We start from the raw sequence: 25,925 nt of genomic DNA, 5'->3' as shown, positions 1-25,925 counted from the left end.
GGCGGCGGCGGCGCGGCGCGGGAGGGCGTGGAACGGCAATTGCTCAGGCCTCTTCATTCAGGAGGATCGCATGGATCAGGTATGGCCCGGGCAGGACGACGGCTGGGAAAAAGAGCTGGTTTCGCGCGTCGGCGAGTATGCGATTTTTCGCTTGACGGAAACCGGCGAAGTCGCGAGCTGGAACGCGGGGGCCGAGCGCATCAATGGCTATAGCGCGGCCGAAATCCTCGGGCAGCACTTTTCGGTTTTCTATCCGCGCGAAGATCGCGAGGCGGGCTTGCCCGCCGCGGCGTTGCAAAGGGCGCGCGACCAAGGCCAGTTCGCCACCGAGGCGTGGCGCATCCGCCAGAACGGCGCGCGCTTCTGGGCCAGTATTCTGATTACGCCATTGCATGCGCGGGACGGCACCTTCGCGGGATTCGCCAAGATCGTGCGCGACGAGACCGCCAAGCGGCTCGCCTACGATGCGCTGCGCGAGAACGAGCGCAAGTTCCGGCTGCTCGTGCAGGGCGTCACGGACTATTCGATCTTCATGCTCTCGCCCGGGGGCGAAGTGACGAACTGGAACCTGGGCGCGGCGCGGATCAAGGGCTACGAGGCGAGCGAAGTCATTGGCACGCATTTTCGGCGTTTTTACACGCCCGAGGATATCGAGCGGGGATTGCCGGAGCGCGGCTTGCGGATTGCCGCGCAGGAAGGGCGCTTCGAGACCGAGGGCTGGCGCGTGCGCAAGGACGGCAGCCGCTTCTGGGCCAATGTCGTGATCGACGCGATTCGCGACGAGTGCGGCCAGCTCGTGGGCTATGCGAAGATCACGCGCGACGTCAGCGAGCGCAAGGCCGCCCAGGAGCAGCTCGAGCACGCGCGCGCCGCGCTGCTGCAAGCGCAGAAGATGGAGGCGCTCGGCAAGCTCACCGGCGGCGTGGCTCACAATTTCAACAACGTCCTGCAGGTGCTGCGCGCGAATCTGGAATTGCTCGAACGGCGCCACGGGCACGATCCCGTGGCGCGCGAGCGGCTCTCGCGAGCCATCGACGCCGTGGAGCACGGCGCGCTGCTCTCCTCGCAATTGCTCGCGTTCGGCCGCCGCCAGCCGCTCCAGCCTCGCGTGGTGAACCTCTCGGCCATGCTGGGCAAGATGGAGGACATGCTGCGGCAAGCGTTGGGGGAATTGATCGAAGTGCGGATCAGCGTCGCCGGCAATCTCTGGAATACGCTCGTCGATCCCAATCAACTGGAGAGCGTCGTGCTCAATCTCGCCATCAACGCGCGCGACGCCATGCCTGAAGGCGGCAAGCTGACGATGGCGCTCTCCAACGCGACGATCGACGCCCACGACAGCGCATTCGCTGCCGATCTTGCCGAAGGCCGCTACGTGCTGCTTGCGATCACCGATACCGGCACCGGCATGCCGCGCGCCGTGCTCGATCGCGCGCTCGAGCCGTACTTCAGCACCAAGGCCGAAGGCGAAGGCACGGGACTCGGCTTGAGCATGGCCTACGGCTTCATCAAGCAAAGCGGCGGCGACATGCGCATCTACAGCGAGTCCGGGCACGGGACGACGGTCAAGGTCTGGCTGCCGAAGTCGAGCGGGCACGTGGCGGACATCGAGACCCTGGCGCCCGCGCGCATCGAAGGCGGGACGGAAACCATCCTCGTGGTCGAGGACGACGAGTGCATCCGCTCGGCCGTTGCGGAGATGCTCGGCGACCTCGGCTATACCGTGCTCACGGCGGGCGATGCGCAAAGCGCCATGGCGATCGTGAAGAGCGGCGCGAAAATCGATCTGCTGTTTTCCGATGTCGTGATGCCGGGCCCGATGCGCAGCACGGAGCTGGCCAGCATCGCGGTGCGCGAGGTGCCGGGCCTCGAGGTGCTCTTCACCTCCGGGTACGTGGAAAACGCCATCGTCCACGGCGGCCGTCTCGACGAGGGCGTGAATCTGCTGAGCAAGCCGTATGGCCGCGCGCAGCTCGCGGGCAAGATCCGGCGTGTGCTGGGGGGCCGGCGCGATGCGCAAGCGCCTGCCGCCGCGCGCGGGGAGGCGTCCGCCGGCGCGGCGCCCTTATCGGCGCCCACATCGGCGCCCACATCGGCGTCCTCATCAGCGCCGGCATCAGCGCCATTATCGGTGCTGGTGGTCGACGACGACGCCGCTTCTCGTGAAGCCATGAGCGAACTGCTTTCGCAAATGGGCTACGACGCGCGCCAGGCGGGCGACGAGCAAGAGGCGCGGCGCGCCCTGGAAGAGCAGGCGGTGCAGGTGCTCATCACCGACATCGCCCTGCCGGGCGGTTCGGGCGTCGACCTCGCAAGGGGCGCGCTGCAGCGGTATCCATGGCTGAACGTGATATTTGCTTCGGGTAACGAAGCGCCTGCCGCGGACGAAACCGGCTTCGAGTGCGCGGCCCTGCGCAAGCCGTTTACCGCATCTCAACTCGGCGCGCTGATCGAACGCATCCGCGCTGCGACGCGCGATTCCTGAAGCCGTGCATCAGGCACTCACTCGCGCCTTGCGGCCCACCAGGCACCGCATGCGATGCCGAGACCAACGGCCACGCCCAGTGCCGCGAGCGGATTTTCGACGATGGTCTCGCGGGTGGCGAGCGTCGCGTTGCTCGCGAGCCGCTGCGACTTCCCGCACAGTGCCTTGATGCGGCCGGCGGTCTGCATGTCGGTGTCGCCGAGCAGGTCGCCGGCGAGCGCCTGCGCTTCGCCAGCCGCTTCATGAACGGCGTCGCTTGCGTGTGTCCTTGTCATGATCGTGCTCCTGAGGGTGCCGGTGACGCCATTGAACAGCAGTCCTCATGCCCGTGCGCGCGGCGGTGGCAGCAGTGGGGGCGCGCATGGGCGAGCGATTCGGCGCGGCCCCTTCGTTTTCGACTTTTCACGGCTTGCGCCCGAACGCCTCGCGCAGCTTGGCTTTCGCCTGTTGCAGGGTTTCGCGGCGCGACTTCGGCAGATTCTTGCCGGCGCGATTGATGTAGAAGTTCAGCATCGACATTGCCGATTGAAACGGCGTGCCCTTGCGCCGGCGGCTACGCTCGGACGATTGCTTCAGCGAGCGCGCGATCGCGGCGGGATCGTCGAGTTTGAAGACGCCCGAATCGAGGTCCATGGCATCGCTCGTTTCGGCGACGCGATGCGACCAGCGCCGGCCCGAGCCGCGCGCAGTGCCGGCCGTTTTCTTCGCGGCGCTTGCGTGCGCGTGCCGCTGGCGCGCGGGTTTGCGATTGTGGGTTCGGGTGGAGGAATGCGGTTTCGTGGTCATGGCTGGTGTCCTGTCTCTCGCTGCAGGGCGGGCGCGCAGGCATCATGCCCGCGGCGTGCATCGAGGCGCGTGGGCATCCCGGTGGGCATCCCGATTGCGAAGCAAACGCAGGACACCGGATTCGAGGGAGAGGCGATCATGCCGCGTGCGATATGGAAGGGCGCCATCAGCTTCGGGCTGGTTTACATTCCGGTGGAGCTCTACCCGGCTACCCAGAGCGAGCATACCGAATTCAACCTGCTCGACCGCCGCACCTTCGACCCGGTGGGCTATCAGCAGATCAACAAGCGCACGGGAAAACCGATCGGGCGCGAGCATATCGTGCGCGGCTACGAGTACGAGAAGGGCTCCTATGTCGTGATGTCGGACGAGGAGATTCGCGCAGCGAAGCCGGAAGCGACGCAGACGGTGGACATTCTGGCCTTCGTCGATGCCGGCAAGCTGTCGTTCGTCTATCTGGATACGCCTTATTGGCTGATGCCCGAGCGGCGCGCGGAAAAAAGCTACGCACTGCTGCGCGATGCGCTGGCCGAGAGCGGCAAGCTCGGCATTGCCAGCGTGGTGATGCACAGCCGGCAGCATCTTGCCGCCGTCGTGGCGGCGGGGCCGGCCCTGGCATTGGAGACCTTGCGCTGGTCCACGGAGGTCCGCGAGCTCGATGCGTCGCATTCGTTTCCGGCGAGCGCGAAAAGCGCGGGCGTGAGCGCGGGCGAGCTGGAGATGGCGCGCAAGCTCATCGACGATATGAGCGCCGAGTGGCAGCCGGATAGCTATCGCGATACGTTTCGCGGCGCGCTTGTCGAACTGGCCCGACTCAAGGCAAGCGAAGGGAAGTCACGCGAGCTCACGCATATCGAGGCGCCGGAGCCCGAGCGGCGCGGCGCCGATGTCGTGGATCTTGCCGACCTGCTCAAGCGCAGCCTGGGCAAGCGCACCGGCGCGAGCAGCGCCGGCGCGAAGCCGGGCAAGCCGCCCGCCAGGCGCGGCCGCCGGGCAGCCTGACGGGCCGGCAGCGCAAAGTCGCGACGTGCCGCGACGGCTGCCCAGGCCGCGCCGGTTCAGTCAGGAAGCACGCATGGGAAGGGACGATGACAGGCAAACGCCATAGAGGGAAAGTCCTCGACGCCGCACAGGCGCGATTCGCGGGATACGCGAAGCCGCTCGTCAGCGAGGCGCTCACGCGCGCGGCCCGGCTGGACGGGCACGAGGACGACTATCACAAGCTGCGGGTTGCATTGCGCCGGCTTCGCACCTTGTTGTGGGCGTGGCGGCCGCTGTTCGGGCGCGACCTCGACGAACCCGGGCGCGCCTCGCTCAAGCGCATGGCAGCCGCAGCGGGCGACGCGCGCAATTGGGATATCGCCGCGGGCCTGCTTGCGCAGCAGGGCGAGGAGAGGATCGCCAACCGCCTTGCGGCGTCGCGCGGCGAGGCGCGCGATGCGGCGCGCCGGGTCCTGGCAGGGCGCGCCTTCAGGCGCACCCTGCTTGAAACGGTGCGGCGCGCGAACCGGATGCTGAATGCGTCGCCGCGCCGTGCTCCCATGAAGCGCTTCGCGCGCGCACGCGTGGCGTCGGCTGAACGCGCGCTGGACAAACGCATGCGCCGCGCGAAAAAAGCCGGGCGGCGCGATTACGCCGCCTTGCACGACGTGCGCAAGCGCGCAAAGCGGCTGCGCTACCTGCTCGAATTCTTCGGCCCCCACCTGCCGCGCCGTCGGGGCAAGCGCATGAAGCGGTTGAAGAAGATTCAGGATCGGTTCGGTAACCTTAACGATGTCGTGAGCGCCGAACACCTGCTCGCCTGCCATCGCGAGATCTTCGACGCGGACGCCGGCGCGGATGCCGCACTGGCGTCGCTTGGAAAATTGCGCAAGCGACGCCGTCGCGCGGCGATGAAACTGCTGGCATGAGCGTGCTGGCATGAGCGCCGAAAGTGCCGCATCCGCGTGATGCTCGAGAGGGCGAGATGGCCGCGCCCGCGCACCGGACGCGCTAGCGTTGTGTGTGACGCGCCCGCGCCGCGCGTGTTTGCGCCGCTTTTCTGGCCGCTGCCGAGCGCCCCGCTGCGCCCTTCGTTTGCGCCGCCTTCTTTGCGGCCTCCGAGCGATTCCGGGAGCCTTTTGTCCGGGCGGCCTTGCGGGCGGCTTCCGCCCGGCTCGCTGGCGAGCGTCGGGACGCCGCGTTCCTCGACTGCGTCGACATGGCTTGCGGCGACGCACCCTCGCTGCTCTCTTTCTGCAACACGGCCGTCGCGGTACGCGAGCGCCGCGCTTTCGATTCGGTGCTGGCACTGGTCATTTTGTTTTTCGCGTGGGCGGCGTCCTGTTTGGCCTTCTTGCGTGTTGGTTCGCTCGCCTTGCCTTTTGCCGGCGGCGGCAGATCGACGCCGGCTCGCCGCGCCTTGGACAAGCCGATCGCAATCGCCTGCTTCGCGGAGCGCACGCCATGCTTGCCGGCGCGCACGCGGTCGACTTCTTCCTTGACGAATTCACCCGCCTGAGTGCTGGGAGATTTGCCGGCGCGCTTGTCAGCCTGCGCTCGCTCGATGGTTTTCCGTTCGGGCATGGTCGCTCTCCTAAGTCAATGCATCTACCCTGGTGAGCGCAACGTTTATGCCGGGCATGAACGCTCCGGAAACGCTGATGGCGGATTATCAGCGTTCAGGAAAAGCTGGCCTGCGCAGCGACTTTATTTGGCCTTCGCCGCGCTCGCGGGCACATCACGGGACATGTTGTCGTGCGTGGGCTGCTCGGGCTTTTTAATCGGCATATGGTCGGGGTTGGTCGTGCTCGCGGCGCCCGACGCGGCCGCGGGCGGTTTCGCCATCGATGCGGCCGGTCGCTGATCGGCGGTCTGCGCCCGCGTCAGTGGGGAAAAAGCCGATGTGCCCAGCAACACCAGAATGATTGCAGCCCATCGCCGGGCAAGGAGCGTGCTCATACGTTTCTCCGCTTCCGGTATTCGCCGCTTCATGCGCGAATCGCGTGCCCGGCCCCAGCATCCAGTCCGTTCGGCACGAGCCGTGCGCACGACCCTCATACATACCGACACCATCTACGGGAAGAGGAGATCTGCCATGGGCTCCCAGCCGCATTACCAGGTCAACATCTGTCGAGGCGATTTCCAGCACGTCTGCGAACGCTTTCTCGAGTGGAAGCATGAACCGCTCGTCTATCGACCGGGACAAACGATGTTCGCGGGAAGGGACGAAGTTCACATGCTGTCGAAACAACGCTACGAAGATGCCGAGCAGGCGCGCAAAGCGTTGCAGCGGGCATGCCGGCCCGAGGATCCCTATGCGCTGGCCGCCGAAGTGAGCAATGGCGAAAACGACTTGTGGATCGTGATGGCGGCTTACTCGGAATAGTGCGGCAATGCGCGCCTCGGCTTAGCGCGATTTTCCTCCGCCATCCAACCCCGCGCCCTTGCGCCAGACTTCCTTGCCGCGCTGGGAGAGTTCCCCGCTGCTGTGGGTGCGGTCCGGTTCGGTATCGGGCACGGCCATCTCGCCGCCGGGTGGTTCCTGGGCACGCTGTCTGGTGCGCTTGCGTATGGCCACGCGTTCGTCCTGCGAGCGTCCGGCGTATTCACTCATAGCTGCCTCCATGGGGGGGTGTTGTCGTAGGTTTAGAGGCCGCATCGCGTGTACCCGGCATTGGGCGCGTCCCGCAGGAACGGGCATGCCCGATGCGGCCGCGACCACATGCGCCGACTCGTCGGGTTTTGCGGAACCCTTGCGTGATGCACGCACGCTGTGCGTTGGCCGCTATCCGCACGTCTGGAGGAGCCATGGAACCGCTGCGAAACGTGTTGCCCGAAACGATGCGCGCGTGGCGCGCCACGCGCTTTGGCGGGCTCGACGCGCTCGCATGCGAGAGCACATCGGTGCCGCTGCTATACGGCGACGAAGTGCTGGTCGAAGTGCAGGCCGCCGCGCTGAACCCCGTGGACCTGAAGACGCTGCACGGGCGCTACCCGGCCGTCGCGCAGCACGATTTGCCGTTTACGCTGGGACGCGACGTGGCCGGCGTGATTGCGCAGGGCTCGCGGCGCGCGGCAGGGTGGGAGCCCGGCACGCGCGTGTGCGCATTCGTGGGGCAGGGGCCGGGCGCACTGGCCGACTACGTGGCGGTTAGCGCAAGCGCGCTTGCGAATGCGCCGTGCGCGGGCGCTGTCGATACGGCGGCGGCTTTGCCGCTCGCTGCGCTCACGGCGTGGCAAGGGCTCTTCGATTACGGCAAGCTGCAGCGCGGCGAGCGCGTGCTGATCCACGGCGCGAGCGGCGCGGTGGGGCGCTTCGCGGTGCAGTTCGCGCGGCACTGCGGCGCGCATGTGATTGTGACGGCATCGGCGCCTACGCATGGCGCGTTGCGTGCATTGGGCGCGGCCGAGACGATCGACTACCGGCACGACGAATTCGAGGACCGCGCGGGCGAGGTCGACCTCGTGCTCGATCTCGTGGGCGGGGTCGTGCAGGCGCGCTCGTGGAGCGTTTTGAGGCGCGGCGGCACGATGGTGTCGGCGCTCGACGAGCCGTCGCAGAACGAAGCCGCGGTGCGCGACGTGTGCGCCACGCGGTTTACGGCGCGCCCCGATGGCGCGCAGCTCGAGCATATCGTTGCGCTGTTCGATCAGGGGATCATCAAGGTGGAGGTCGTGTCGCGCTTCAATTTCGGCGACGCGCGCGATGCGTTCGAGCGCGTCGAGCGCGGGCATCCACACGGCAAGGTTGTCGTCATGGTCGAGTGGCATCAGCCGGTGTGAAGGCGCATCGCCGGTGCGGCGCGCTCGGGCGGCGCCTTCGAGGGCGGGTCGCCTTCGGGCAGCGGCGGCGGTTCGTCGTCCGGGCGCGGCGGCGGCGGCGGGGGCGTGCGTTCGGGGTCGTTCACCGGGTCGGTCGTCGGCAGATGGAATGAGTGGGTCGTGGCCATGGCGCTTCCTCGCGGATTCCGGCTGGATCGTTCGCCGGGTCATTCAATGTGGCCGCATCGGCCGTGCCTCGATCACCCGAATCCCGGTCGATGGACTTCGGTTGTGCCGGTTGTAGCCATTACACGGAATGCCTGAAACGCATCTTTCGGCCTTGACCGCGTGGGGCCTGGCTGCATCGCGGCCGGCGCTTTTGCGGTACTTCGCGTAGCATGAGCGCTGTTTCGCTGCCGACCGGAGGGCCTCCACGCTGGAGGAAAACGACATGAACACTCAATCGGACAATCGCGCATTACTGCGCTTGCTGGGCATACGCACGCCGATCATCCAGGCGCCGATGGCCGGCGTCAGCACGCCCGCACTGGCGGCCGCCGTGTCGAATGCGGGCGGGCTTGGCTCGCTGGGCGTCGGCGCGACCAATGCCGGCGGCGCGCGCAAGATGATCCGGGACACGCGCGCGCTGACCGGCAAGCCGTTCAACATCAATGTGTTTTGCCATCGGCCAGCCGTTGCGAACGCAGCGGTCGAGCGCGCGTGGCTCGACTGGCTCGCGCCGGTGTTCGCGCAGTACGGCGCGACGCCGCCCGAAACGCTCTCGGAGATCTATACGAGCTTCGTCGTCGACGAAGCCATGCAGCAGATGCTCGCCGAAGAAAAGCCGGCGGTCGTCAGTTTCCATTTCGGGCTGCCGGCGGCGGAAGTCATCTCCGACCTGAAGCGTGCCGGCATCACGCTGCTCGCGAGCGCCACGAATCTCAAGGAAGCGGCCCAGGTCGCGGACGCCGGCGTCGATGCGATCGTGGCGCAGGGGATCGAGGCGGGCGGGCATCGCGGCGTGTTCGATCCCGATGCCGGCGATGCGCGTCTCGGCACGTTCGCGCTCACGCGTCTCATCGCCAGCGAAGGGCGGCTGCCGGTCATCGCGGCGGGCGGGATCATGGACGGCGCGGGCATTGCGGCGGCGCTCGCACTCGGCGCGCAGGCCGCGCAACTCGGGACCGCGTTTGTCGCGTGCCCGGAGACGTCGATCGACGACGGTTACCGTCGTGCGCTGCTTGGCGAAGCCTCGCGTCACACGACGTTCACCGCTGCAATTTCCGGACGGCCCGCGCGGGCGATGGCCAATAAATTCACCGCGCTCGGCGACGATCCGCGCGCGCCGCAAACGCCCGCGTATCCGGTCACGTACGACGCCGGCAAGGCGCTGCACGCGGCCGCCAAGGCGCAAGGCGAGTTTGGCTTCGGCGCGCAATGGGCGGGGCAGGCCGCGGCGCTCGCACGCTCGCTGCCGGCCGCCGAACTATTCGCGCAGCTGGAGCGTGAAACGCGACAGAGCATCGAGCGGATGCAGGCGTTACCGTTCTGACGTGACATAACTTGACATCGATTTCTAACGATTCCGTAATCTGCCAGCCGGAGACAGCGCCTACACTTGCGTTCCCGACGAGCCGTGAATCATGGCCTCGTCAATCGTGGAGAAAAAATGAAACGCATTTGTCTGATGTTGGCCGCCGCACTGATGGCGTCCTCCGCGTTTGCGCAGGACGCCAGGACGCTGCAGGCGCAGTCCCGCTTCGAAGCGGCCGATACGAATCACGATGGCAAGCTCACACCCGCCGAGGCGCAGGCCGGCATGCCGCTTGTCGCGAGGAATTTCGATCAGATCGATACGGCCCACAAGGGGTATGTGACGTTCGACGAGATCGCACAATTCGCGGCCAGGCACCGGCAATAAATTCGTTCATTCAGCGCTCAGTTCAATCTGGCTTTGCAGATCCGAAGCGGTGCGTGGCGCGGCAGGCCAGTCTTGTCGCCGCCTTCCCGCACCCAGTCCCGATGTTGCTCCCCGCGTTCACCCCGGTCCGGAAATCGGCGATGCCACGGACCGTCGACACACGTCGACATAACTTTTGAATAGTCTGGAACATGCCGCCTCTCTAATGTGACACCTGTCTCATCCGAGGCTCGCAAGCCGTGTCCATTTATTCAGGATGTCTTATGAAATTTCGATTCATCGTTCCCTTCGCTCCCCTCGTAGCCGGTCTCGTCTGCGCCGGCATGACGTCCAGCGCGTCGGCTACCAGCGTCGCGGTGGGCATCAGCATTCCGCTGGCGCCGCGGCCGGTCGTTGCCGTGCCCGCGCCGGCTTTGGGGCCCGTTGTTGGGCCGGTTGTTGGGCCGGTTGTTGGGCCGGTTGTTGCTCCGGTTGTTGGGCCGATCGTTGGGCCGGTCATTGCTCCGGTCGTCGCCGCGCCTGCCGCCGTCGTTGCGGCGCCACTCGTAATGGCGCCTCCGGTCGTTGCCGCGCCCGTCTATGTCCCGAGACCGCCGGCCGTCGTGGTCCGTGGCGGCTATGGCTATGTGGGCCGCGGCGTCGTAGTGGTTCGATAGCGTCGCGGCAGCGTCAATGCGCAGGCGTGTCAGGCGGCGCAGCGGTGCATTGCACGTGCGAAGCCTGATCGAATCGATATCGCATGGCCGTGCATCCACATGCGTGCATGTTTGCCGGCCACGCGTTGAAATGGAGCAGAGGGTGTCATGAAGGGATTCAAGTATCAGTCGGCAGTGGCCGCTGCTTTGGCGTTGGCGTGCCTGGGCGGCTGCGCCGTCGTGCCGCCCAGCTATCCGACCGTGATGGCGCTGCCCGCGAAGGGCAAGCCGATTGCGGCGTTCCAGCAAGACGATTACGCGTGCCGCACCTACGCGGCGCAGATCGTCAATCCGGTTGCGGCGTCGCCCACGATGGCGAATGCCGGGCTGGCCGCGCCGGCGCTGGGCGCGGCAGGCGGCGCGGCGGCCGGGGCGCTGATTGGCGCGGGTGCGGGCAATGCCGGCGCGGGCGCGGCGATCGGCGCGGGCGCGGGCCTGTTGCTCGGTAGCGCGGCGGGCCGGAACCAGCGTTGGGGCAGCGAGGCCGCGCTGCAGCGTCAATACGATAACGCGTACGCGCAGTGCATCATCGCGAAGGGAAACACCATCGCGACGCCCGGAGCGCCGCGTGCGGTAGCGCTCGCGCCTGCCGTGGCCCCCGTCGTTTATGCGCCGGCCCCGTATTATTACGCTCCTTATTGAACTGAACCGATCGCCGTCGTGGCGCACCCCGCGCGCGCCGATTGCGATTCGCACGTGCCGCCGCGCGGCGTCGAGATCTACACTCGTATTTATTCCCGACCTTGAGAGCGTCCCGACCAGCCATGCCACCCCTCAACCCGTCCGACAACGATGCGCGGAATCCGGCGCTGAATCAGGCGCCGCGAGGCCGCATTCTCGTGCTCGACGACGATCTCGAGATTCGCAATATGCTGCAGCGCTTTTTGACCGCGCAGGGTTTCGAGGTGCGCGCGGCGAGAGACAGCAACCAGTTCGATACGTTTTTGGAGCGGCATTCGTTCGACCTCGTGATTCTCGACATCATGATGCCGGGCGAAGACGGACTATCCATCTGCAGACGCCTGCGCAGCCAGGGGCAGATGATCCCCATTCTGATGCTGACCGCGCGCGGCGACCCGATCGACCGCGTCGTCGGTCTGGAAATGGGCGCCGACGATTATCTCGGCAAGCCGTTCTTGCCGAGCGAGCTGGTCGCACGCGTGCGTGCGATGCTGCGCCGCCAGCAGGTCTTTGCGCGTCAGCATGGCGCGCTGGGCAGTGTGGCCGGCGACGATGAAATGCCCGTGCTGCGCATAGGGGACTATCTGCTCAAGCCTCAAATTCAGGAGTTGATGCTGGCGGACGCGCAGGTCGAAGTCGGCGCGGCGGAAATGCGGCTGCTGTGCGCGTTGGCCGAAACGCCGAACCGGCCGGTCAGCCGCGAGAATCTGATCGAGCGTGCACACGGGCGTCACTACGAAGCGAACGCGCGCAGCATCGACGTGCAGGTGCTGCGGCTGCGCAAGATCATCGAGGCGGATGCTTCTTCGCCTCGCCATATCCGCACGGTGTGGGGCGTCGGCTATATGCTCGTTGCGAAGCTCGAGGCCTGACCTGCGGATGGCTCGCCCACTCGGGGCGAGTGCGCTCGGATCTGTTCGGTCGCGCGCAGGAAGGCCGCATGGCGGGGCGGATAGGTGTCGAGGCATGCGCCCAACTGATCGGCCATATTGCCCAATGCGTCGATGAAGATGCCGGACGACCGGCCATATCGTTTTGCGAGCAGGGCAAGATCCAGCAGACCCGCATAGGTGGGAGCGCATTGCGGCGGCAGCGCTTCAGTCGGCGCAGGCAGCGCGGGTGCGAGCAAGGGCGAGGGCATCGCGGCGATGGACCAGGGGGCTTGCGGCGGCGCGCAGCCGGCCAGCATGGCGGCAGCAGCAGCGATTGCCATCGCACGGGAGATCTGACGAGTCACGATTTCAAAGGGGGTATGGTTTCAATCCGGTTCGATCCGGTTCGATCCGGTTCGATACGGTTCGATACGGTTCGATTCGGTTCGATACGGTTCGATTCGGTTCGACGGTTTCAGGCGGCCGGCGCGGCGAACGACGCACGCAAGGCCGGCGAAACATGCATCGCACTCTAACGGGCCATTGCATGACGATCTGTTGGAAACTTGTGTCACGAAGTTGCAATCCGCGCGATGGGCGCAGCGGCGCTGAAGATCGACCGGTACGGGGCGATGCGCGTTGTAACCGGATGACATGACTCGTTGCACGCCATTGGGCTTGAGCGAGCGATGCAATGACGGTTGCAATGGCTGCCGGCATGATCGACGCGAATGGCATGCGCGCCATGGATAATGGCTTTGCTGCGTTGTCGTTGTATCACTCCGGGTAAATCCACGAGCCCGCTCGCATCGTTGCATCGGGCCTCAGTTCACTACCTGGCATTCATTGGGGAGGGCCATGTTCGGCTGGTATCGCTCGTTACTGGTGCGTAACGTGCTGGCGCTGATCGTGTTGGTGCTGGCCAGCCAGATCTTTGCGGGCACCGTGTATGTGTTCTTCGTTCAGCGCCCGCGCATCGACGAGGCGGCTTCGCTCGTCGCGACGCAAATCCGCACGGTGAGCCGGCTGCTTGCCACGCTGCCGCCCGCGGTGCGGGAGCAGCAGCTTCTGGCCATCAATGGCGTAGCGCAAAGCGAGGTGCCTCCCGCGAGCGCCACCGACGCGCAGCCGCAAGGCATGGCCGCCCGGTATTTCGTTGCGCGGATGTCGAGCGAACTGGGCGCGGGCGAGCAGATGCGCTTCGAGCACGGCGGCGCGCAACGTGTCTGGGTCCGCGTGCGCGTGGAGGACGCGTATTACTGGATGCTGCTCGCGGGCGCGCCGCATGCGATTCCGGGCCTGCCGTGGACGTTGATCAGTCTGCTGCTGTGTATCGCCACGGTGCCGCCACTGGTGGCGTTCCTGATACACCGTCCGGTCGAACGGCTGCTGATGCGTCTCGCACGCGCAGCCGACACGATCGAGCAGGGGGCGTGGCCCGCGGCAGTGCCCGTCGAAGGCGCACACGAGCTGGCGATGGTTGCGGACGCATTCAATCGCATGGCTGCGTCGCTCCAGGATCTGGAGACGACTCGCGCGCAAATGCTGGCGGGCATCTCGCACGACATCCGCACGCCGCTCACGAAGCTGCGCATGGTGCTGCTGGCGCCGGAGTCCGTCGAAGCGCCGCTGGACAGCGCCGAACGGTTCGTCGAGGAAATCGACATGATCGTGCAGCAGTTCATCGATTTCGCGCGCGGCTGGGACAGCGAACCCGCAAGGCGCGGCGACCTCAACGCGTTGATCGAGCGCCTTGCAGCCGACTACGTCGGGCTCGAGTACGTATTCGATCTGTCGCTGGAGGCGCTGCCCGAGTTCTCGTTCCGGCCCACGGGCATGCAGCGGCTATTGATGAACCTGATGCATAACGCGGCCGTGCATGGCCGCGTCGGGCTCGCGGTCAGGACCCGGATGGCGGGCGGGTATGTGACGATCGACGTCGAGGATCAGGGCCCCGGCGTGCCGGCGGAACTGTTGCCGTTGATGAAGCAGCCGTTCAGGCGGGGGCCGCAGAGCGATCAGCGCGGCGGCTCGGGACTCGGTCTGGCGATTGCGGACCGGATTGCGACGCAGCACGACGGTGCGCTCGATCTGTTGCCGAACCAGCCGCATGGTCTCGTGGCGCGCGTGCGCTTGCCGGTGTGCTGAACACTTGACGCAGCGGCGCTGTGCGCAGCGCGTTCTCCTCATTATTCTGCATTGCAAATCAAATAGAGCGTGAGCCGAATCACAAGCCGCGGCGCGCGATTCTGACATGCGTTGAAACAAGTTTTGAGCAGCTTGTAATGCCGCATGCCGGTAAATTGAGTTCGAAGGCGTTGCCTGCCGCATTGTTCGGCATGCAACGAGTGCCACTCATTACCTTGATCATCGAAGTCGGAATCAAAGATGTCTTTTAAAATCGTGCGCCTGGCCGCTGTGCTCTCGGGCCTGTTCGTTGGGGGTTGTTCCAGTCTGGGAGCGCAGGCTGCTTCGTTCTCTTCGGCCAGTGACGCGTCTCACGCGAAACTCGAGCAGGATGCGCGCGCGGCGCTGGCGCGGCTGTATGCGAGCACGCCTCGCGCCAGAGAGTTGGGCGCCCATTCCGTTGCAATTCTGGTCTTTCCGGACATCCTGAAAGCAGGGCTGATGTTCGGCGGTTCGGGCGGCAATGGCGTGTTGTTCTCGCACGCAGGAAAGGTGCTCGGCTACTACAACACGAGCGCGCTCTCCTATGGGCTTCAGGCCGGCGCACAGAGCTTTTCCGAAGCCATGTTCCTCACCAGGGCTGCCGCCATGCGCTACCTCGACAGCAGCGCTGGCTGGTCGATTGGCGGCGGCCCGAGCGTGGTTCTCGCGGACACGGGCATGGGGCGGGACGTTTCCACTACGACCCTGCGCCCGGATGTTTATGCGTTCATCTTCGGACAAACCGGACTCATGGCGGGCATGGGCGTGCAGGGCCAGAAAATCACCCGGCTCGGTTCGTGACGCGCAAGCCGGCATCACAGGATCACGCACCGTGCCAATTTTCGGAACGCGATTGAGCCGCCCATCGGAAAGGCGTTTGCGGCGGAATCCGCCGTCTCATGAAACATTCGGGACGTCCGGCATCGCGAGCACGCCCGAAGTCGTGCGCGCCGGTGCGCCCACGCATGAAACGTACAGACTGGCCGCAGCGTGGCTCGACCATCTCTGGAATCAGGCGCCAAGCGAGCGGAACTCGCGGCTCATGGAAGGTTTGCTAGCCCTCGTCGACGAATTCGAAGGCGCTCACAGGGCGGCTTCTTTACCGTCAGCGATGGCTTCGTGCGCTACGCCTTCCACGTCAAAAGATTGCGGCGCGTACCAAGCGGATCAGGCGTAACTGCTGTCCGCCGGGGACTCCCCGAGCAGGTCGCGCAGCGCGTGCAGCCGCTGCCGATCCAGCGGCGACAGTCTGGGCTTTTCGAGCAGATTCTCGATCTGCGATATCCAGTAGTCGCGGCGGATCAGCCGGGGGCGGCGAATCAGGGCGTCCAGGGTGTTTTCCAGTTGCCGGATCTCTGTTTTCACGATGTCCACATGCACCTCCTGGGTTGGCGCAAACGTTTGCGCTTTCATGTCAATACTTCGGGCAACAGCCTGGCTGTAACGAACGAGTCATATCGCGAGGTATTACGGCGCGACGCATGACTTCTTTAGAGGGGCTTTCATCTATTGCACGGAGATGCAATGGCCGGGATGCATTCGCGAGGCAAGCGATGGCGCTAAAGATTTGGCCCGAAATTGCCGACATAGTGCGTGTTGTGCCGGTCGTGCTTGCAGTGTCGTGCGCTGTCGCAATGCCACTTCGAGATTGCGGCCGACCGCATGGATTGCACTGCGAATATTCATCTTGCATCGCGAGGAAGGTCCATGCGCAACAACCAGCCTGTCACCCAAAACGAATACGAATTTCCGGACGACGCAACGTTGATGTCGACGACCGACACTCAAAGTTACGTCACATATGCCAATGCGGCTTTCATCCAGGTCAGCGGCTTTTCGCATGCGGAAATTCAGGGCCATCCGCATAATCTGGTGCGGCACCCCGACATGCCGAAGGAAGCCTTTGCGGACATGTGGGCGACGCTCAAAGGCGGTGAGCCCTGGAGCGCGCTGGTCAAGAACCGACGCAAGAATGGTGATCATTACTGGGTGCGGGCGAACGCGACACCTGTGGTGCGCAACGGTCAGCCGGTGGGTTACATGTCGGTGCGCACCAAGGCGTCGCGTGAAGAGATCGCCTCGGCCGAAGCGCTTTATCGCGAGTTCAGGGAAGGCAAGGCCGGCAGCCGCCGCTTTCACAAGGGACTTATCGTGCGCGGTGGCCTCATGGGCTGGACGAGCGCATTCAAGACCATGCGCGTGCGCTGGCGTATCCGGTTTGCCTTGCTGACGCTCGTGCCGTTGATGGGACTGGCGGCCTGGCTGCTCGGTTTGCGCACATATGCGCTCGGCGGCATCACGGGGGCGGCCTTGCTGGCTTCGCTGGTGGTGGCATTGTGGCTGGAAAGCCAGATTTCGCGCCCGCTCGAGAAGGTGCTCGAGCAAGCGTTGCGTGTTGCATCGGGGGAAAGCCAGAAGGCCGTCCACATGGATCGCGCCGATGAAATCGGCATGACGCTGCGCACGGTCAGCCAGCTTGGGCTGATGTTCCGCTGGTTGATCGACGACGTCAGCGAACAGGTCATCAATGTGCAGCAGGCCATCAACGAAATTGCCCAGGGCACCGACGACCTGAGCAAGCGCACCGAGCAGGCGGCTGCCAATGTTCAACAGACCGCGACCTCGATGACGCAGATGACGGCAACCGTCAAGAGCAATGCCGAGACGACCCTGCAAGCCAACAACTTGTCGTCATCGGCCAGCGATGCCGCTGCGAAGGGAGGAGAGGCCGTATCGCATGTGATCACGACGATGAACGAGATCACCGACAGCTCGAAAAAGATCGCCGATATCATCGGCGTAATCGACGGGATTGCATTTCAAACCAATATCCTGGCCTTGAACGCGGCCGTGGAGGCCGCGCGCGCGGGCGAGCAGGGACGGGGATTCGCGGTCGTCGCGGGGGAAGTTCGCGCGCTCGCACAGCGCAGCTCGAATGCGGCCAGGGAGATCAAGAATCTCATCGGCGAAAGCGTCGGAAAAGTCGAAGCCGGTTCAAAAATGGTCGACGAGGCCGCGCGAACGATGGACGACATCGTCGCGCAGGTCAAGCGCGTGTCCGATCTGATTGCCGAAATCCGCTTCGCTACCGAGGAGCAAAGCAGCGGCGTTACGCAGGTAGACCGCGCAGTGAGCGATCTCGATACGATCACCCAGCAAAACGCCGCGCTGGTCGAGCAGAGCACCGCGGCGTCGGATAGTCTCAAGCAGCAAGCCGCGCGCCTGGTCGAAGCCGTGAGCGTTTTCCGCTAACGGTTTGCTCGGGCGTGCCGCGCTTGCCCGAATGAAAGTAATCGCTTAATGTCTCCACTTGCACCGGGCCTCACGGCCCCGGTGCGCCGCCCGGTATCACCACGCAGTGAAAACCCCGGAGGAGACACACCGTGCGCCCAACACGCCGATATCGCAGACTCGCCATCTCCGTCACGTGTGCCGCAGTGGCCGCATTCAGCAGTGTCGTTGCGCACGCAACCGATGCGCCGGTGGAAACGATCACGCTCGAAGGCCTCGCGCACCCGGTCGATATTCTGATCGATCATTGGGGCGTGCCGCATATTTTCGCGGACAACGAAAGCGATGCCTTCTTCGTGCAGGGATTCAACGCCGCGCGCGACCGGCTGTTCCAGATCGATCTGTGGCGGCGGCGCGGCCTCGGCCAGCTTGCCGAAGTGTTCGGCCCGGCCTATGTCGAGCAGGACAAGGCCACGCGTTTATTTCTTTATCGCGGCGACATGGCCGCCGAATGGCAGCGCTACGGCCCCGATGCAAAGCAGATTGCGACGCGCTACGCAGCCGGTGTGAACGCGTACATCGACTGGCTCGCCGCGCATCCGGAGCACATGCCGTATGAGTTCCGCAAGGTCGGCTACTGGCCCGCGCGGTGGTCGGCGGACGACGTCGTGCGCATTCGCAGCCACGGCCTCACGCGCAACGTGACCAGCGAGGTCGCGCGCGCGAAGGTGGCGTGCAAGAGCACGCTGGCCGCCGACACGATCCGCTTCGGCCTGCAGCCGCGGTGGCACGCGACGATGCCTGACGGGCTCGATCCGTGCCTGCCGGACGACGTGCTGAAGGTGTTCGAACTCGCCACGCAAAGCGTGCACGTGACGCGCGAATCGCTGAAGAGCGCCGACGCATCGACCACGGTGATCGCCGCCACGGACAATCCCGAGGAAGTGACTGAAGGCAGCAACAACTGGGTGATCGCGCCGGACAAATCCGCAACGGGCCGCGCGATCATGGCGAACGACCCGCATCGCGCCTATGCGGCGCCGAGTCTGCGCTACATCCAGCAGGTCAGCACGCCCACGCTGGACATCATCGGCGGCGGCGAGCCGTCCGCGCCGGGCATTTCGATTGGCCATAACGGGCACATCGCGTATGGGCTGACGATCTTCAACATCGATCAGGAAGACTTGTACGTCTATCAACTGAATCCGGCGAACCCGCACGAGTATCGATACAAGGGACGCTGGGAGCCGATGCGCATCGTTCACGAGCCCATCGCGGTGCACGGCGGCAAGACTGTCGACGCCGAACTCGCGTTTACGCGCCATGGTCCTGTGATCTACACCGAACCCGCGAAGCATCGCGCATTCGCGGTGCGCACGGCATGGCTCGAACCCGGGATGTCGCCGTACTACGATTCGATCCGCTATATGCGCGCGAAGAATTTTGCAGAATTCCGCCGCGCGCTCGCGACGTGGGGCGCGCCGACCGTTAATCAGGTCTATGCGGACGCGCAGGGCAACATCGGCTGGCTGCCGAGCGGGCTCGCACCGAAGCGGCCGAACTGGGACGGACTCCTGCCCGTGCCCGGCGACGGCCGTTACGAATGGGCCGGCTTCTGGCGACGCGACGATCTGCCGGCGGGCTACGATCCGTCGAGCGGCTATTTCACGACGTCGAATGAAATGAATCTGCCCGGCGGTTATCCCTATGCGCAGCGCAAGCTTGGCTTCGAGTGGACCAACGGGTCGCGTCATCAACGCATCGACGAAGTGCTGAAGTCGTTGCCGAAGGTGTCGATCGAAGACAGCGAGCGCTTGCAGAACGACATCGTGTCGATTCCGGCGCGCCGGCTCGTTGCGCTGCTCGCGCCGCTCAACAGCGACGATCCGCACACGCGCGCGGCGCTTGCGCTATTGCATGGCTGGGATGCGCAAATGGGCGCCGACTCGGCGCAGGCCGCGCTCGAAGAGGCATGGCTGAGCCGCCACCTCAGGCGCGTGTTCAAGGAAGCCGTGCTGCCGAAAGATGCGGCGCAAGCGTTCGGCGCGCCGGACACCGCGGTCATGCTCGACATGCTCGAACATCCGGATGCGCGTTTCGGCGATGACCCGCCCGCGAAACGCGACGCGCTATTGCTCGCGAGCCTGCGCGACGCCTACGACGAGATGGTCACGTTGCAGGGCGCGGACGCGCATGCATGGGCGTGGGGAAAGCTGCAGACGAACCTCAACGCGCATCCGTTCGCGGGTCTCGTCGACGACGACATGCGCGCGAAGCTGAACGTCGGGCCGCTGCCGAAGGGCGGCAGCGCGTACACGCCGAACCAGTCCACTTACCGCGAGCGCGATTTCCGGCAGACCAACGGGCCGTCGTTTCGCGTGATCGTGGACGTGGGCAACTGGGACAACTCGCGCGCGATGAACCTGCCCGGCGAATCGGGCGACCCGGATAGTCCGCATTATCGGGACCTGGCGCAGATGTGGCTCGATGGCCGCTATTTCCCGTTGCTCTACACGCGTGCGGCGGTGGAAGCGGAGACGGAAAAGCGGATTCATCTCGTGCCGGGGGTTAGCACGCGCTGAACGGGGGACGGGAAGAAAGCGCAACGACTCGAGGTGCCGCTTGACGAGTCATTCGCGCAATGCCCGTTACTTATTGCGGGCGCGGGCGATCTCGGCCGAGACGAGGCGAATCGCGTTGATGAGCTCGTGCGCGGCCGGCGAGGGCGGGCTGCCGGTGCGCGTGGTCAGGCCAATATCGCGGGTCGTGTCGCGCATGGGCACATCGAGCACGGCCAGCATTCCTGAAGCGCACTCGTAGTGTAGCTGCTGCGCCGAGAGCACGGCAATCATGTCGGTATGCAGCAGCAGCCCCCGAATGATGGCGAGGTCCGCCGTTTCGACCGTCGGCATCGGCGGCCTGATTTTCGCGCGGCGAAACAGCGTCTCGAACAGCCGCCGCGTGGGCGAGTCGCTGCGCGGCAGTACCCACTGGGCATCGCCAAGATTCTTGAGGGGGAGGTCCTTCACCTTGGCGAGTGGATGGTCGTGCCGCGCGAGGATGACCAAATTCTCCGACATCAGCTTTTCGTTTTCCAGGCCGCTGGTGGCATCGTTCACCCGCAGCGCACCCAGGATGAAATCGATGTCGCCCGCGTGCACGCCCGCGACCAGCGCTTCATAGGCGCTCTCGTCGGTGATCACGCGCACCTTCGGAAAGCGCGTGACGACGCGCGCCACGGCTTCCGGCAGGATCAGCGTGCGGCCGAGCGGCAGCGCGCCCACGGTGACGATGCCCTGGACGCTGCCATGCAGCGCGGCGACGTCGTCGGCGACGTGGCGCAATTCGTTCAACGCGCGGCGCACGTGCAGCAGGAAGGTTTCGCCGTCGGCCGTCAGGAGCAGTCCGCGCGGATGCCGATGGAACAGCGGAAATCCCGCGCCGATTTCGAGAATCCGCACCGCGCTGCTGACCGCGGGTTGCGTGACGTTCAACGCACGCGCCGCACTGGGCATGTGCCGGTAGCGCGCAAGCGTTGAAAACAACTGCAGCCGGCGGGTGTTGAGCAGGTAGGCCGGCAAGCCGCCTGCCCGCGTTGCGCGCTTGCGCGATTGGCGCATCGCACACCAGCTCGCCAGTTCGTTGAGTTCGGCGAACACCCGCTCGCTGCGCTCGAGCACCGCTCGCCCCACGGGCGTCGCGAGCATGCCGGATGGCTTGCGCTCGAACAGCGGCGCGCCCAGCGCGGTTTCGATCTGCTGCACGGCCCGCGTAATGGCCGACTGGGCGCGAAAGAGGGCGGTGGCGGCGCGGCTCACGCTGCCCATCTCGGCCACGCGCAATACCGCATACAGACACGCGAGATTAGGAAGGTCGTTGTTGTCCATGTCAGCGGTGTTCCATGGCCGTCGACTTTACCGGAACGCCGACGGGCAGGCTTGCGGCGTGCTTATCCAGGTATCGATTTTATTTATTGGCATGTCTGCGGGGTAAGGCGCGGCGACCGCGTGAGCGGGGGCTGGCGGCGAGCCATGAGCCTTGTCGGACGGCCTTTCCAGGCATGCGGGAGAACGCGCCGAGCCGCGCCATACCTTTATTCGATTGATCGTTACATTGATGAGCAGGGTTTTCCCTTGCTGGTTCCGAAGCCGCGTTGCGCGCGGCGATCCTGTGCGCCGGCAGGATCGGCTTTTCGTCCGGGTGTTCCGGTTGGCGCGTTGATCGCGAAGCGTCACGGTATTTCCCGCCGCGATGTGCGCCGGATCGCGGCGGCGTAACGCATCTGTACTAGTAAATTAGTTATTCGAAATAATTCATGGATCGACGAGATTTGCTGTCGGCCCCGGGATCATTCATCGGTTTTGACGCGCTTCACGGGGAGCGCGAAGCGTGAAAAGGGAGCCTCAATGTGCCGGTGCTTCCGATTGATGCGCGAGTTTCGCTTCTGCGGCCCGCATGCTGGCCTCGTAGTTGTAGTCGGTCGCTTCGTATCCGGCTTGCTTGAGCTGGACATACTCGTTGCGAACCTGCGCGCGGGTCAGCGGCTGGGTTTGCGCGGCGAAACTGAGTGCCGGCACGGCGAGAGCCGATGCGACAGCGATGGCTTGAATCAGGGTTTTCATTTCGACTACCTCGGGAACATGGAGCGAAGCGACCGGCCTGTCTGGCGGTCGTTGAGTGAAGCTTAGGATTGGACGGTGAGGTAATAAATGCCCTGCGCCTCAATTCACTGTTCCTGCCGGAGTAAAAGTGCCCGGGCCGCTACGTTCCCAAACGTTGCATGAGGAGCGACTGATCCGATTTGTTACAAAAAATTTCAGTCTAACCGCTTTCGTGTGATCTAAATTCAAATGCACTTCCTGCAGATCGATGGAGCCGAAGTACGGCGTTATCGAATGGGTGTGACCTAGGTAGCCAGCGGGAAAAGGCTGATAGCAGGTGGTGCAATTGCGTGACCGTCGCGCTGGCGATACCCGTGCTGACGGCCCATGGCTGTTGCGGGCCGCATAGAAATAAGGAGTCCTTTCATGCATCGCAACAAGTCTTGCGCCGTGCTGCTCGGCGTTTCGGCGGCTGCCACGCTCATGGTTAGCGCACCGGCCTCGGCCAGTCCCACACTGGTTTCGGGTCCAAGCCCCTTTGCCACGTGCACCATTGGCGGATCATCGAGCAGCACTGTCTTTGTGAATAGCGAGGTCGAGCCGTGGGTGGCCGTCAACCCGAAAAACTCGTCCAACCTCATCGGCGCGTGGCAGCAGGACCGCTGGTCGGACGGCGGCTCTCATGGCCTCGTTGCCGGCTTCTCCTTCGACGGCGGTCACACCTGGGGGCAAACGTCCTTGCCCTTTAGCGCATGTGCGAACGGGCTCGGATACGAGCGCGCCTCTGACCCATGGGTGTCCATCGGCCCCGACGGCACCGCCTATGCCGTCTCCATCTCGTTCAACAACTCCAACAACAGCAATGCCGTGGCCGCAGCGGTTTCCAGCGATGGCGGTCAGACCTGGGGAAACCTCAGCGTGATCATCGCCAACAACGAGCCTACCTTGCAGTACTTCAACGACAAGGAATCGGTGACTGCGAATCCGATCAAGGCCGGCGTGGCGTATGCGGTATGGGACCGGCTCGAACTGCCGAACGGCAACCCCTACGCGAATCTCCATACGGCCGCTTACCGCGGCCCGACATTGTTCTCGAAGACCGTGGATGGCGGCAAGACCTGGAGTACCGCCGCGGAAATCGTGAAGGTGCCCTCGCGGCAGCAGACGATCGGCAATCAGATCGTGGTCAATCAGCAGGACGGGACGCTCTACGACTTTTTCGATCTGATCACGCCGCCATTCAACCAGGGGGCAGGCAGGGTAGCGTTCATCAAATCCACCGACGATGGCGCCACGTGGACCCAACCTCAGATCATTTCGACGCTGCAAACGGTTTCGGTTTTTGATCCCAATTCCGGCACGCCGATACGCACCGGGGACATCATTCCCGAACCGGCGATCGATCCGGCGACGGGGCGGCTTTATGTCGTCTGGCAGGATTCGCGCTTCAATGGCGGGAAGTACGACGAGGTGGCGCTATCGACGTCCGCTGATGGTGGCAAGACATGGAGCGCGCCCATGCGGGTGAATACGCCTTCGGGCCGACCCGCATTCAATCCTGCCGTGCGGGTCAACCCTGCGGGCGTGGTGGCCGTCACGTACTATGACTTCCGCACGCTCAAGTCCACGGACACCACGCTGCCGACGGATTACTGGCGCATCACCTCGCCGCGCGGGGGCCAGAATTTCGGCAATGAATTGCATATCGCGGGGTCCTTCGATATGAAAACCGCGCCTTATGCCGAAGGGTACTTTATCGGGGATTATGAAGGGTTGGGTGCAACCGATACGGAGTTCGTGCCGTTCTTCGTGCAAACGACCGGGAATGCAAGCAATCCCACCGATGTCTTTGTAGCGCCAGCGCCGTAAATCGCTCGACTAGTCAATTGCGCCGGATCCGCGCGACCCTTTCAGGGCGCGCGGATTCGCGCGCGCCAACGATGGCTTGAAGGGCATGGACTGAAACGCCGGATTGATTATTCCAAAAAAATCAACTATTTGGCATTTGTTTTCGGCTATTCGGCGGCCATTTCCCGCGTGTCTGTCATGTCCCTGATTGAGCATAAGATCAGATTTTTTGCATATGTCCCTCTAAAGTTCCCTGGTGGGCGGTCGTTACCCCAAACATGGCGGTCGAAACAACGCGTTTGACAGTCCGCCGACGCCACGGCAGCCGTGGCGCAAACGGGCTCAGTCCCAATCAGGAGAATTTCCATGCTCGGAATCAACAGCAATATCAACTCGCTCGTCGCGCAACAAAACCTGACCGGCTCGGGCAGCGCGCTGTCGCAAGCGATCACGCGCCTCTCGTCGGGCAAGCGCATCAACAGCGCAGCGGACGATGCAGCGGGTCTTGCGATCTCGAACATCATGCAGACCCAGATCAACGGTCTGAACCAGGGCGTGTCGAACTCGAACGACGGCGTGTCGATGGTGCAAACGGCATCGAGCGGTTTGTCGTCGCTGACGAATAGTCTGCAGCGGATTCGGCAGTTGGCCGTGCAAGCGACGAACGGCGGCATGACCGATACGGACCGTCAGGCGCTGCAGCAGGAAGTGTCGCAGCAGGTTTCGGAAATCAACCGTATTGCGTCGCAAACGACGTACAACGGCATGAACGTGCTGAACGGTTCGCTCGGCGCAGTGTCATTCCAGGTGGGCGCGAACGTCGGCCAGACGATCAGCCTGAACCTCTCGCAGGGCGTTGCGGCATCGTCGCTCGGCGGCGGCGTTGTGAAGGCGGGTGACACGATCGCCTCGCTCGCGGTTTCGCTCGACTCGAACGGCAACGTCTGGCAAGCCGCGAGCGATGGCACCAACGCTGCATCGAAGGGTACGGAAGTTACGCAGTTGAACCTCGTTTCGGACGGCAAGGGCAGCTTCTCGGTGACCGATCAGAACGGGCAGGCCGTGTCGTTCTCAACCTCGGGTATGTTCGACACGACGACGACGCCTGGCCAGATCAAGATCAAGGCTGCTTCGAACATCGATCCGGCAACCGTGGCCACTGAAATCGACAAGGTGAACGCTCAGGCGCTGACCGCAGGCAGCCCCCTTGCTAACGGCACGACGCTCGGTACGCTGTCGGGCTTCGATCTTAATGCATCGACGGGTCTCGATAGCTCGGCCAGTCCGCAGTCGAGCGACGTCACGTCGATTACGGTGAAGTCGGACGGTAACTACGGTTATACGTTCTGGGATCAGAACGGCAACCAGCTCAGCGCGTCCGGCAATGTCGTTACGAAGGAATTCACTAGCGCTACAGCTTATAATCCGGCGACTCCGGCCGCTGCAAAACTCGGCACGCCGACTGCCGGCAATACGAAGTTCTCGGTCGCGTCGTCCGCCACGACGCAAACCGTCGACAAGGTCGACGTCAGCACGGTCCAGGGCGCGAACAAGGCCATTCAGTCGATCGACGACGCGCTGAACACGGTCAACAACATTCAGGCAACGCTTGGCGCCGCACAAAACCGCTTCACGGCGATCAGCACGGCGCAGCAAGCCCAGTCGACCGACCTGTCGCAAGCACAATCGTCGATCCAGGACGCCAACTTCGCGGCAGAAACGGCCGCCCTGAGCAAGGCCCAAGTGCTCCAGCAAGCCGGCATCTCGGTGCTCGCGCAAGCAAACTCGCAGCCGCAGCAGATCCTGAAGCTCCTGCAGTAACAAGCGCTTCATGTGAGTCAAGCAGTACGCGCCGCGCGCTCCGCCCGCCATACCCGGGGCGCGCGGCGCTTG

The 25,925-nt window shown here is 64.5% G+C and carries 26 protein-coding genes; 16 read left to right on the top strand and 10 right to left on the bottom strand.

Going from position 1 to position 25,925, the window contains the following annotated elements; genetic code table 11:
• Positions 1 to 70: 70 nt before the first annotated feature.
• Positions 71 to 2,485 carry a PAS domain S-box protein gene (locus P5W99_RS23230; RefSeq protein WP_421025731.1) on the top strand — a complete coding sequence of 805 codons (2,415 nt, stop codon included), beginning with the start codon at positions 71 to 73 and terminating at the stop codon, positions 2,483 to 2,485.
• 17 nt (positions 2,486 to 2,502) lie between these two features.
• Here P5W99_RS23230 and P5W99_RS23225 read toward each other — a convergent pair whose 3' ends face one another.
• Positions 2,503 to 2,760, bottom strand: a complete 258-nt coding sequence (locus P5W99_RS23225; RefSeq protein ID WP_421025730.1) for a CsbD family protein — start codon at positions 2,758 to 2,760, stop codon at positions 2,503 to 2,505.
• 127 nt (positions 2,761 to 2,887) lie between these two features.
• On the bottom strand, positions 2,888 to 3,271 hold the full coding sequence (locus P5W99_RS23220) for a DUF3175 domain-containing protein (protein ID WP_421025729.1): 384 nt from the start codon (positions 3,269 to 3,271) through the stop codon (positions 2,888 to 2,890).
• A gap of 69 nt (positions 3,272 to 3,340) precedes the next feature.
• Here P5W99_RS23220 and P5W99_RS23215 point away from each other — a divergent pair, with 69 nt between their 5' ends.
• Together P5W99_RS23215 and P5W99_RS23210 are read left to right on the top strand one after the other, a co-directional pair.
• Complete coding sequence (locus P5W99_RS23215) at positions 3,341 to 4,273, top strand: Ku protein (protein ID WP_421042727.1); 933 nt, start codon at positions 3,341 to 3,343, stop codon at positions 4,271 to 4,273.
• Between the two features lie 86 nt (positions 4,274 to 4,359).
• On the top strand, positions 4,360 to 5,181 hold the full coding sequence (locus P5W99_RS23210) for a CHAD domain-containing protein (protein ID WP_434663153.1): 822 nt from the start codon (positions 4,360 to 4,362) through the stop codon (positions 5,179 to 5,181).
• An 82-nt stretch (positions 5,182 to 5,263) separates the two neighbouring features.
• Here P5W99_RS23210 and P5W99_RS23205 read toward each other — a convergent pair whose 3' ends face one another.
• Both P5W99_RS23205 and P5W99_RS23200 read right to left on the bottom strand, forming a co-directional pair.
• Positions 5,264 to 5,836, bottom strand: coding sequence for a DUF6496 domain-containing protein (locus P5W99_RS23205; RefSeq protein WP_421025726.1), 573 nt, complete (start codon positions 5,834 to 5,836; stop codon positions 5,264 to 5,266).
• A 123-nt stretch (positions 5,837 to 5,959) separates the two neighbouring features.
• Positions 5,960 to 6,211 carry a hypothetical protein gene (locus P5W99_RS23200; protein ID WP_421025725.1) on the bottom strand — a complete coding sequence of 84 codons (252 nt, stop codon included), beginning with the start codon at positions 6,209 to 6,211 and terminating at the stop codon, positions 5,960 to 5,962.
• A 136-nt stretch (positions 6,212 to 6,347) separates the two neighbouring features.
• Here P5W99_RS23200 and P5W99_RS23195 point away from each other — a divergent pair, with 136 nt between their 5' ends.
• Positions 6,348 to 6,638 (top strand): hypothetical protein, encoded by a 291-nt coding sequence (locus P5W99_RS23195; RefSeq protein WP_421025724.1) that lies wholly within the window; start codon positions 6,348 to 6,350, stop codon positions 6,636 to 6,638.
• A 21-nt stretch (positions 6,639 to 6,659) separates the two neighbouring features.
• Here the strand turns inward: P5W99_RS23195 and P5W99_RS23190 are convergent, their stop codons facing one another.
• Positions 6,660 to 6,866 (bottom strand): hypothetical protein, encoded by a 207-nt coding sequence (locus P5W99_RS23190; protein ID WP_421025723.1) that lies wholly within the window; start codon positions 6,864 to 6,866, stop codon positions 6,660 to 6,662.
• A 194-nt stretch (positions 6,867 to 7,060) separates the two neighbouring features.
• Here P5W99_RS23190 and P5W99_RS23185 point away from each other — a divergent pair, with 194 nt between their 5' ends.
• Positions 7,061 to 8,035, top strand: coding sequence for an NADP-dependent oxidoreductase (locus P5W99_RS23185; RefSeq protein ID WP_421025722.1), 975 nt, complete (start codon positions 7,061 to 7,063; stop codon positions 8,033 to 8,035).
• Here the strand turns inward: P5W99_RS23185 and P5W99_RS23180 are convergent.
• Positions 8,023 to 8,202, bottom strand: a complete 180-nt coding sequence (locus P5W99_RS23180) for a hypothetical protein (RefSeq protein WP_421025721.1) — start codon at positions 8,200 to 8,202, stop codon at positions 8,023 to 8,025. The genes P5W99_RS23185 and P5W99_RS23180 overlap by 13 nt on opposite strands.
• Before the next feature lie 263 nt (positions 8,203 to 8,465).
• Between P5W99_RS23180 and P5W99_RS23175 the strand changes: the two genes are divergently transcribed.
• From P5W99_RS23175 to P5W99_RS23155, 5 genes are all read left to right on the top strand, one after another.
• Positions 8,466 to 9,566, top strand: a complete 1,101-nt coding sequence (locus P5W99_RS23175) for an NAD(P)H-dependent flavin oxidoreductase (RefSeq protein ID WP_421025720.1) — start codon at positions 8,466 to 8,468, stop codon at positions 9,564 to 9,566.
• A gap of 117 nt (positions 9,567 to 9,683) precedes the next feature.
• Positions 9,684 to 9,935, top strand: coding sequence for an EF-hand domain-containing protein (locus P5W99_RS23170; protein WP_421025719.1), 252 nt, complete (start codon positions 9,684 to 9,686; stop codon positions 9,933 to 9,935).
• 263 nt (positions 9,936 to 10,198) lie between these two features.
• Positions 10,199 to 10,591 carry a hypothetical protein gene (locus tag P5W99_RS23165; protein WP_421025718.1) on the top strand — a complete coding sequence of 131 codons (393 nt, stop codon included), beginning with the start codon at positions 10,199 to 10,201 and terminating at the stop codon, positions 10,589 to 10,591.
• A 147-nt stretch (positions 10,592 to 10,738) separates the two neighbouring features.
• On the top strand, positions 10,739 to 11,272 hold the full coding sequence (locus tag P5W99_RS23160) for a glycine zipper domain-containing protein (protein ID WP_421042728.1): 534 nt from the start codon (positions 10,739 to 10,741) through the stop codon (positions 11,270 to 11,272).
• A gap of 227 nt (positions 11,273 to 11,499) precedes the next feature.
• Positions 11,500 to 12,183 carry a response regulator gene (locus P5W99_RS23155; protein WP_421027023.1) on the top strand — a complete coding sequence of 228 codons (684 nt, stop codon included), beginning with the start codon at positions 11,500 to 11,502 and terminating at the stop codon, positions 12,181 to 12,183.
• On the opposite strand, the gene P5W99_RS23150 is transcribed toward P5W99_RS23155, so the two are convergent.
• Complete coding sequence (locus P5W99_RS23150; protein ID WP_421025716.1) at positions 12,153 to 12,524, bottom strand: hypothetical protein; 372 nt, start codon at positions 12,522 to 12,524, stop codon at positions 12,153 to 12,155. The genes P5W99_RS23155 and P5W99_RS23150 overlap by 31 nt on opposite strands.
• A 517-nt stretch (positions 12,525 to 13,041) precedes the next feature.
• Here P5W99_RS23150 and P5W99_RS23145 point away from each other — a divergent pair.
• Positions 13,042 to 14,331, top strand: coding sequence for an ATP-binding protein (locus P5W99_RS23145; RefSeq protein ID WP_421025715.1), 1,290 nt, complete (start codon positions 13,042 to 13,044; stop codon positions 14,329 to 14,331).
• A gap of 240 nt (positions 14,332 to 14,571) precedes the next feature.
• Positions 14,572 to 15,153, top strand: a complete 582-nt coding sequence (locus P5W99_RS23140; RefSeq protein ID WP_421025714.1) for a YSC84-related protein — start codon at positions 14,572 to 14,574, stop codon at positions 15,151 to 15,153.
• A 366-nt stretch (positions 15,154 to 15,519) separates the two neighbouring features.
• Here P5W99_RS23140 and P5W99_RS23135 read toward each other — a convergent pair whose 3' ends face one another.
• Positions 15,520 to 15,765, bottom strand: a complete 246-nt coding sequence (locus P5W99_RS23135; RefSeq protein ID WP_421025713.1) for a hypothetical protein — start codon at positions 15,763 to 15,765, stop codon at positions 15,520 to 15,522.
• A 294-nt stretch (positions 15,766 to 16,059) separates the two neighbouring features.
• Here P5W99_RS23135 and P5W99_RS23130 point away from each other — a divergent pair, with 294 nt between their 5' ends.
• Positions 16,060 to 17,604: a methyl-accepting chemotaxis protein gene (locus P5W99_RS23130; RefSeq protein WP_421025712.1), complete on the top strand. Its 1,545-nt coding sequence runs from the start codon at positions 16,060 to 16,062 to the stop codon at positions 17,602 to 17,604.
• Positions 17,605 to 17,735: 131 nt separating this feature from the next.
• Entirely contained in the window at positions 17,736 to 20,165 is a 2,430-nt protein-coding gene (locus tag P5W99_RS23125) for a penicillin acylase family protein (RefSeq protein WP_434663143.1), read from the top strand.
• A gap of 66 nt (positions 20,166 to 20,231) precedes the next feature.
• Here the strand turns inward: P5W99_RS23125 and P5W99_RS23120 are convergent, their stop codons facing one another.
• Together P5W99_RS23120 and P5W99_RS23115 are read right to left on the bottom strand one after the other, a co-directional pair.
• Positions 20,232 to 21,470, bottom strand: coding sequence for a LysR family transcriptional regulator (locus tag P5W99_RS23120; RefSeq protein ID WP_421025710.1), 1,239 nt, complete (start codon positions 21,468 to 21,470; stop codon positions 20,232 to 20,234).
• 516 nt (positions 21,471 to 21,986) lie between these two features.
• Positions 21,987 to 22,205, bottom strand: a complete 219-nt coding sequence (locus P5W99_RS23115) for a DUF4148 domain-containing protein (RefSeq protein WP_421025709.1) — start codon at positions 22,203 to 22,205, stop codon at positions 21,987 to 21,989.
• A 462-nt stretch (positions 22,206 to 22,667) separates the two neighbouring features.
• Between P5W99_RS23115 and P5W99_RS23110 the strand changes: the two genes are divergently transcribed.
• Both P5W99_RS23110 and P5W99_RS23105 read left to right on the top strand, forming a co-directional pair.
• Complete coding sequence (locus tag P5W99_RS23110; protein ID WP_421027022.1) at positions 22,668 to 24,053, top strand: sialidase family protein; 1,386 nt, start codon at positions 22,668 to 22,670, stop codon at positions 24,051 to 24,053.
• Positions 24,054 to 24,398: 345 nt separating this feature from the next.
• Complete coding sequence (locus tag P5W99_RS23105) at positions 24,399 to 25,853, top strand: flagellin (RefSeq protein WP_421025708.1); 1,455 nt, start codon at positions 24,399 to 24,401, stop codon at positions 25,851 to 25,853.
• Positions 25,854 to 25,925: the final 72 nt, after the last annotated feature.

Origin of the sequence: Paraburkholderia sp. A3BS-1L (genome assembly GCF_051125215.1) — a bacterium.
Classification (GTDB): Bacteria; Pseudomonadota; Gammaproteobacteria; order Burkholderiales; family Burkholderiaceae; genus Paraburkholderia.
This window is presented reverse-complemented; position numbering and strand designations above follow the sequence as displayed.

Coding starts and splice junctions, on each gene's coding strand:
- P5W99_RS23170 (WP_421025719.1), top strand. CDS start 9,684: ATGAAACGCATTTGTCTGATGTTGGCCGCCGCACTGATGGCGTCCTCC.
- P5W99_RS23185 (WP_421025722.1), top strand. CDS start 7,061: ATGGAACCGCTGCGAAACGTGTTGCCCGAAACGATGCGCGCGTGGCGC.
- P5W99_RS23205 (WP_421025726.1), bottom strand. CDS start 5,836: ATGCCCGAACGGAAAACCATCGAGCGAGCGCAGGCTGACAAGCGCGCC.
- P5W99_RS23110 (WP_421027022.1), top strand. CDS start 22,668: ATGGTTAGCGCACCGGCCTCGGCCAGTCCCACACTGGTTTCGGGTCCA.
- P5W99_RS23120 (WP_421025710.1), bottom strand. CDS start 21,470: ATGGACAACAACGACCTTCCTAATCTCGCGTGTCTGTATGCGGTATTG.
- P5W99_RS23230 (WP_421025731.1), top strand. CDS start 71: ATGGATCAGGTATGGCCCGGGCAGGACGACGGCTGGGAAAAAGAGCTG.
- P5W99_RS23175 (WP_421025720.1), top strand. CDS start 8,466: ATGAACACTCAATCGGACAATCGCGCATTACTGCGCTTGCTGGGCATA.
- P5W99_RS23155 (WP_421027023.1), top strand. CDS start 11,500: ATGCTGCAGCGCTTTTTGACCGCGCAGGGTTTCGAGGTGCGCGCGGCG.
- P5W99_RS23165 (WP_421025718.1), top strand. CDS start 10,199: ATGAAATTTCGATTCATCGTTCCCTTCGCTCCCCTCGTAGCCGGTCTC.
- P5W99_RS23160 (WP_421042728.1), top strand. CDS start 10,739: ATGAAGGGATTCAAGTATCAGTCGGCAGTGGCCGCTGCTTTGGCGTTG.
- P5W99_RS23195 (WP_421025724.1), top strand. CDS start 6,348: ATGGGCTCCCAGCCGCATTACCAGGTCAACATCTGTCGAGGCGATTTC.
- P5W99_RS23150 (WP_421025716.1), bottom strand. CDS start 12,524: ATGGCAATCGCTGCTGCTGCCGCCATGCTGGCCGGCTGCGCGCCGCCG.
- P5W99_RS23145 (WP_421025715.1), top strand. CDS start 13,042: ATGTTCGGCTGGTATCGCTCGTTACTGGTGCGTAACGTGCTGGCGCTG.
- P5W99_RS23135 (WP_421025713.1), bottom strand. CDS start 15,765: ATGAAAGCGCAAACGTTTGCGCCAACCCAGGAGGTGCATGTGGACATC.
- P5W99_RS23220 (WP_421025729.1), bottom strand. CDS start 3,271: ATGACCACGAAACCGCATTCCTCCACCCGAACCCACAATCGCAAACCC.
- P5W99_RS23140 (WP_421025714.1), top strand. CDS start 14,572: ATGTCTTTTAAAATCGTGCGCCTGGCCGCTGTGCTCTCGGGCCTGTTC.
- P5W99_RS23190 (WP_421025723.1), bottom strand. CDS start 6,866: ATGAGTGAATACGCCGGACGCTCGCAGGACGAACGCGTGGCCATACGC.
- P5W99_RS23225 (WP_421025730.1), bottom strand. CDS start 2,760: ATGACAAGGACACACGCAAGCGACGCCGTTCATGAAGCGGCTGGCGAA.
- P5W99_RS23200 (WP_421025725.1), bottom strand. CDS start 6,211: ATGAGCACGCTCCTTGCCCGGCGATGGGCTGCAATCATTCTGGTGTTG.
- P5W99_RS23115 (WP_421025709.1), bottom strand. CDS start 22,205: ATGAAAACCCTGATTCAAGCCATCGCTGTCGCATCGGCTCTCGCCGTG.
- P5W99_RS23105 (WP_421025708.1), top strand. CDS start 24,399: ATGCTCGGAATCAACAGCAATATCAACTCGCTCGTCGCGCAACAAAAC.
- P5W99_RS23210 (WP_434663153.1), top strand. CDS start 4,360: ATGACAGGCAAACGCCATAGAGGGAAAGTCCTCGACGCCGCACAGGCG.
- P5W99_RS23180 (WP_421025721.1), bottom strand. CDS start 8,202: ATGGCCACGACCCACTCATTCCATCTGCCGACGACCGACCCGGTGAAC.
- P5W99_RS23130 (WP_421025712.1), top strand. CDS start 16,060: ATGCGCAACAACCAGCCTGTCACCCAAAACGAATACGAATTTCCGGAC.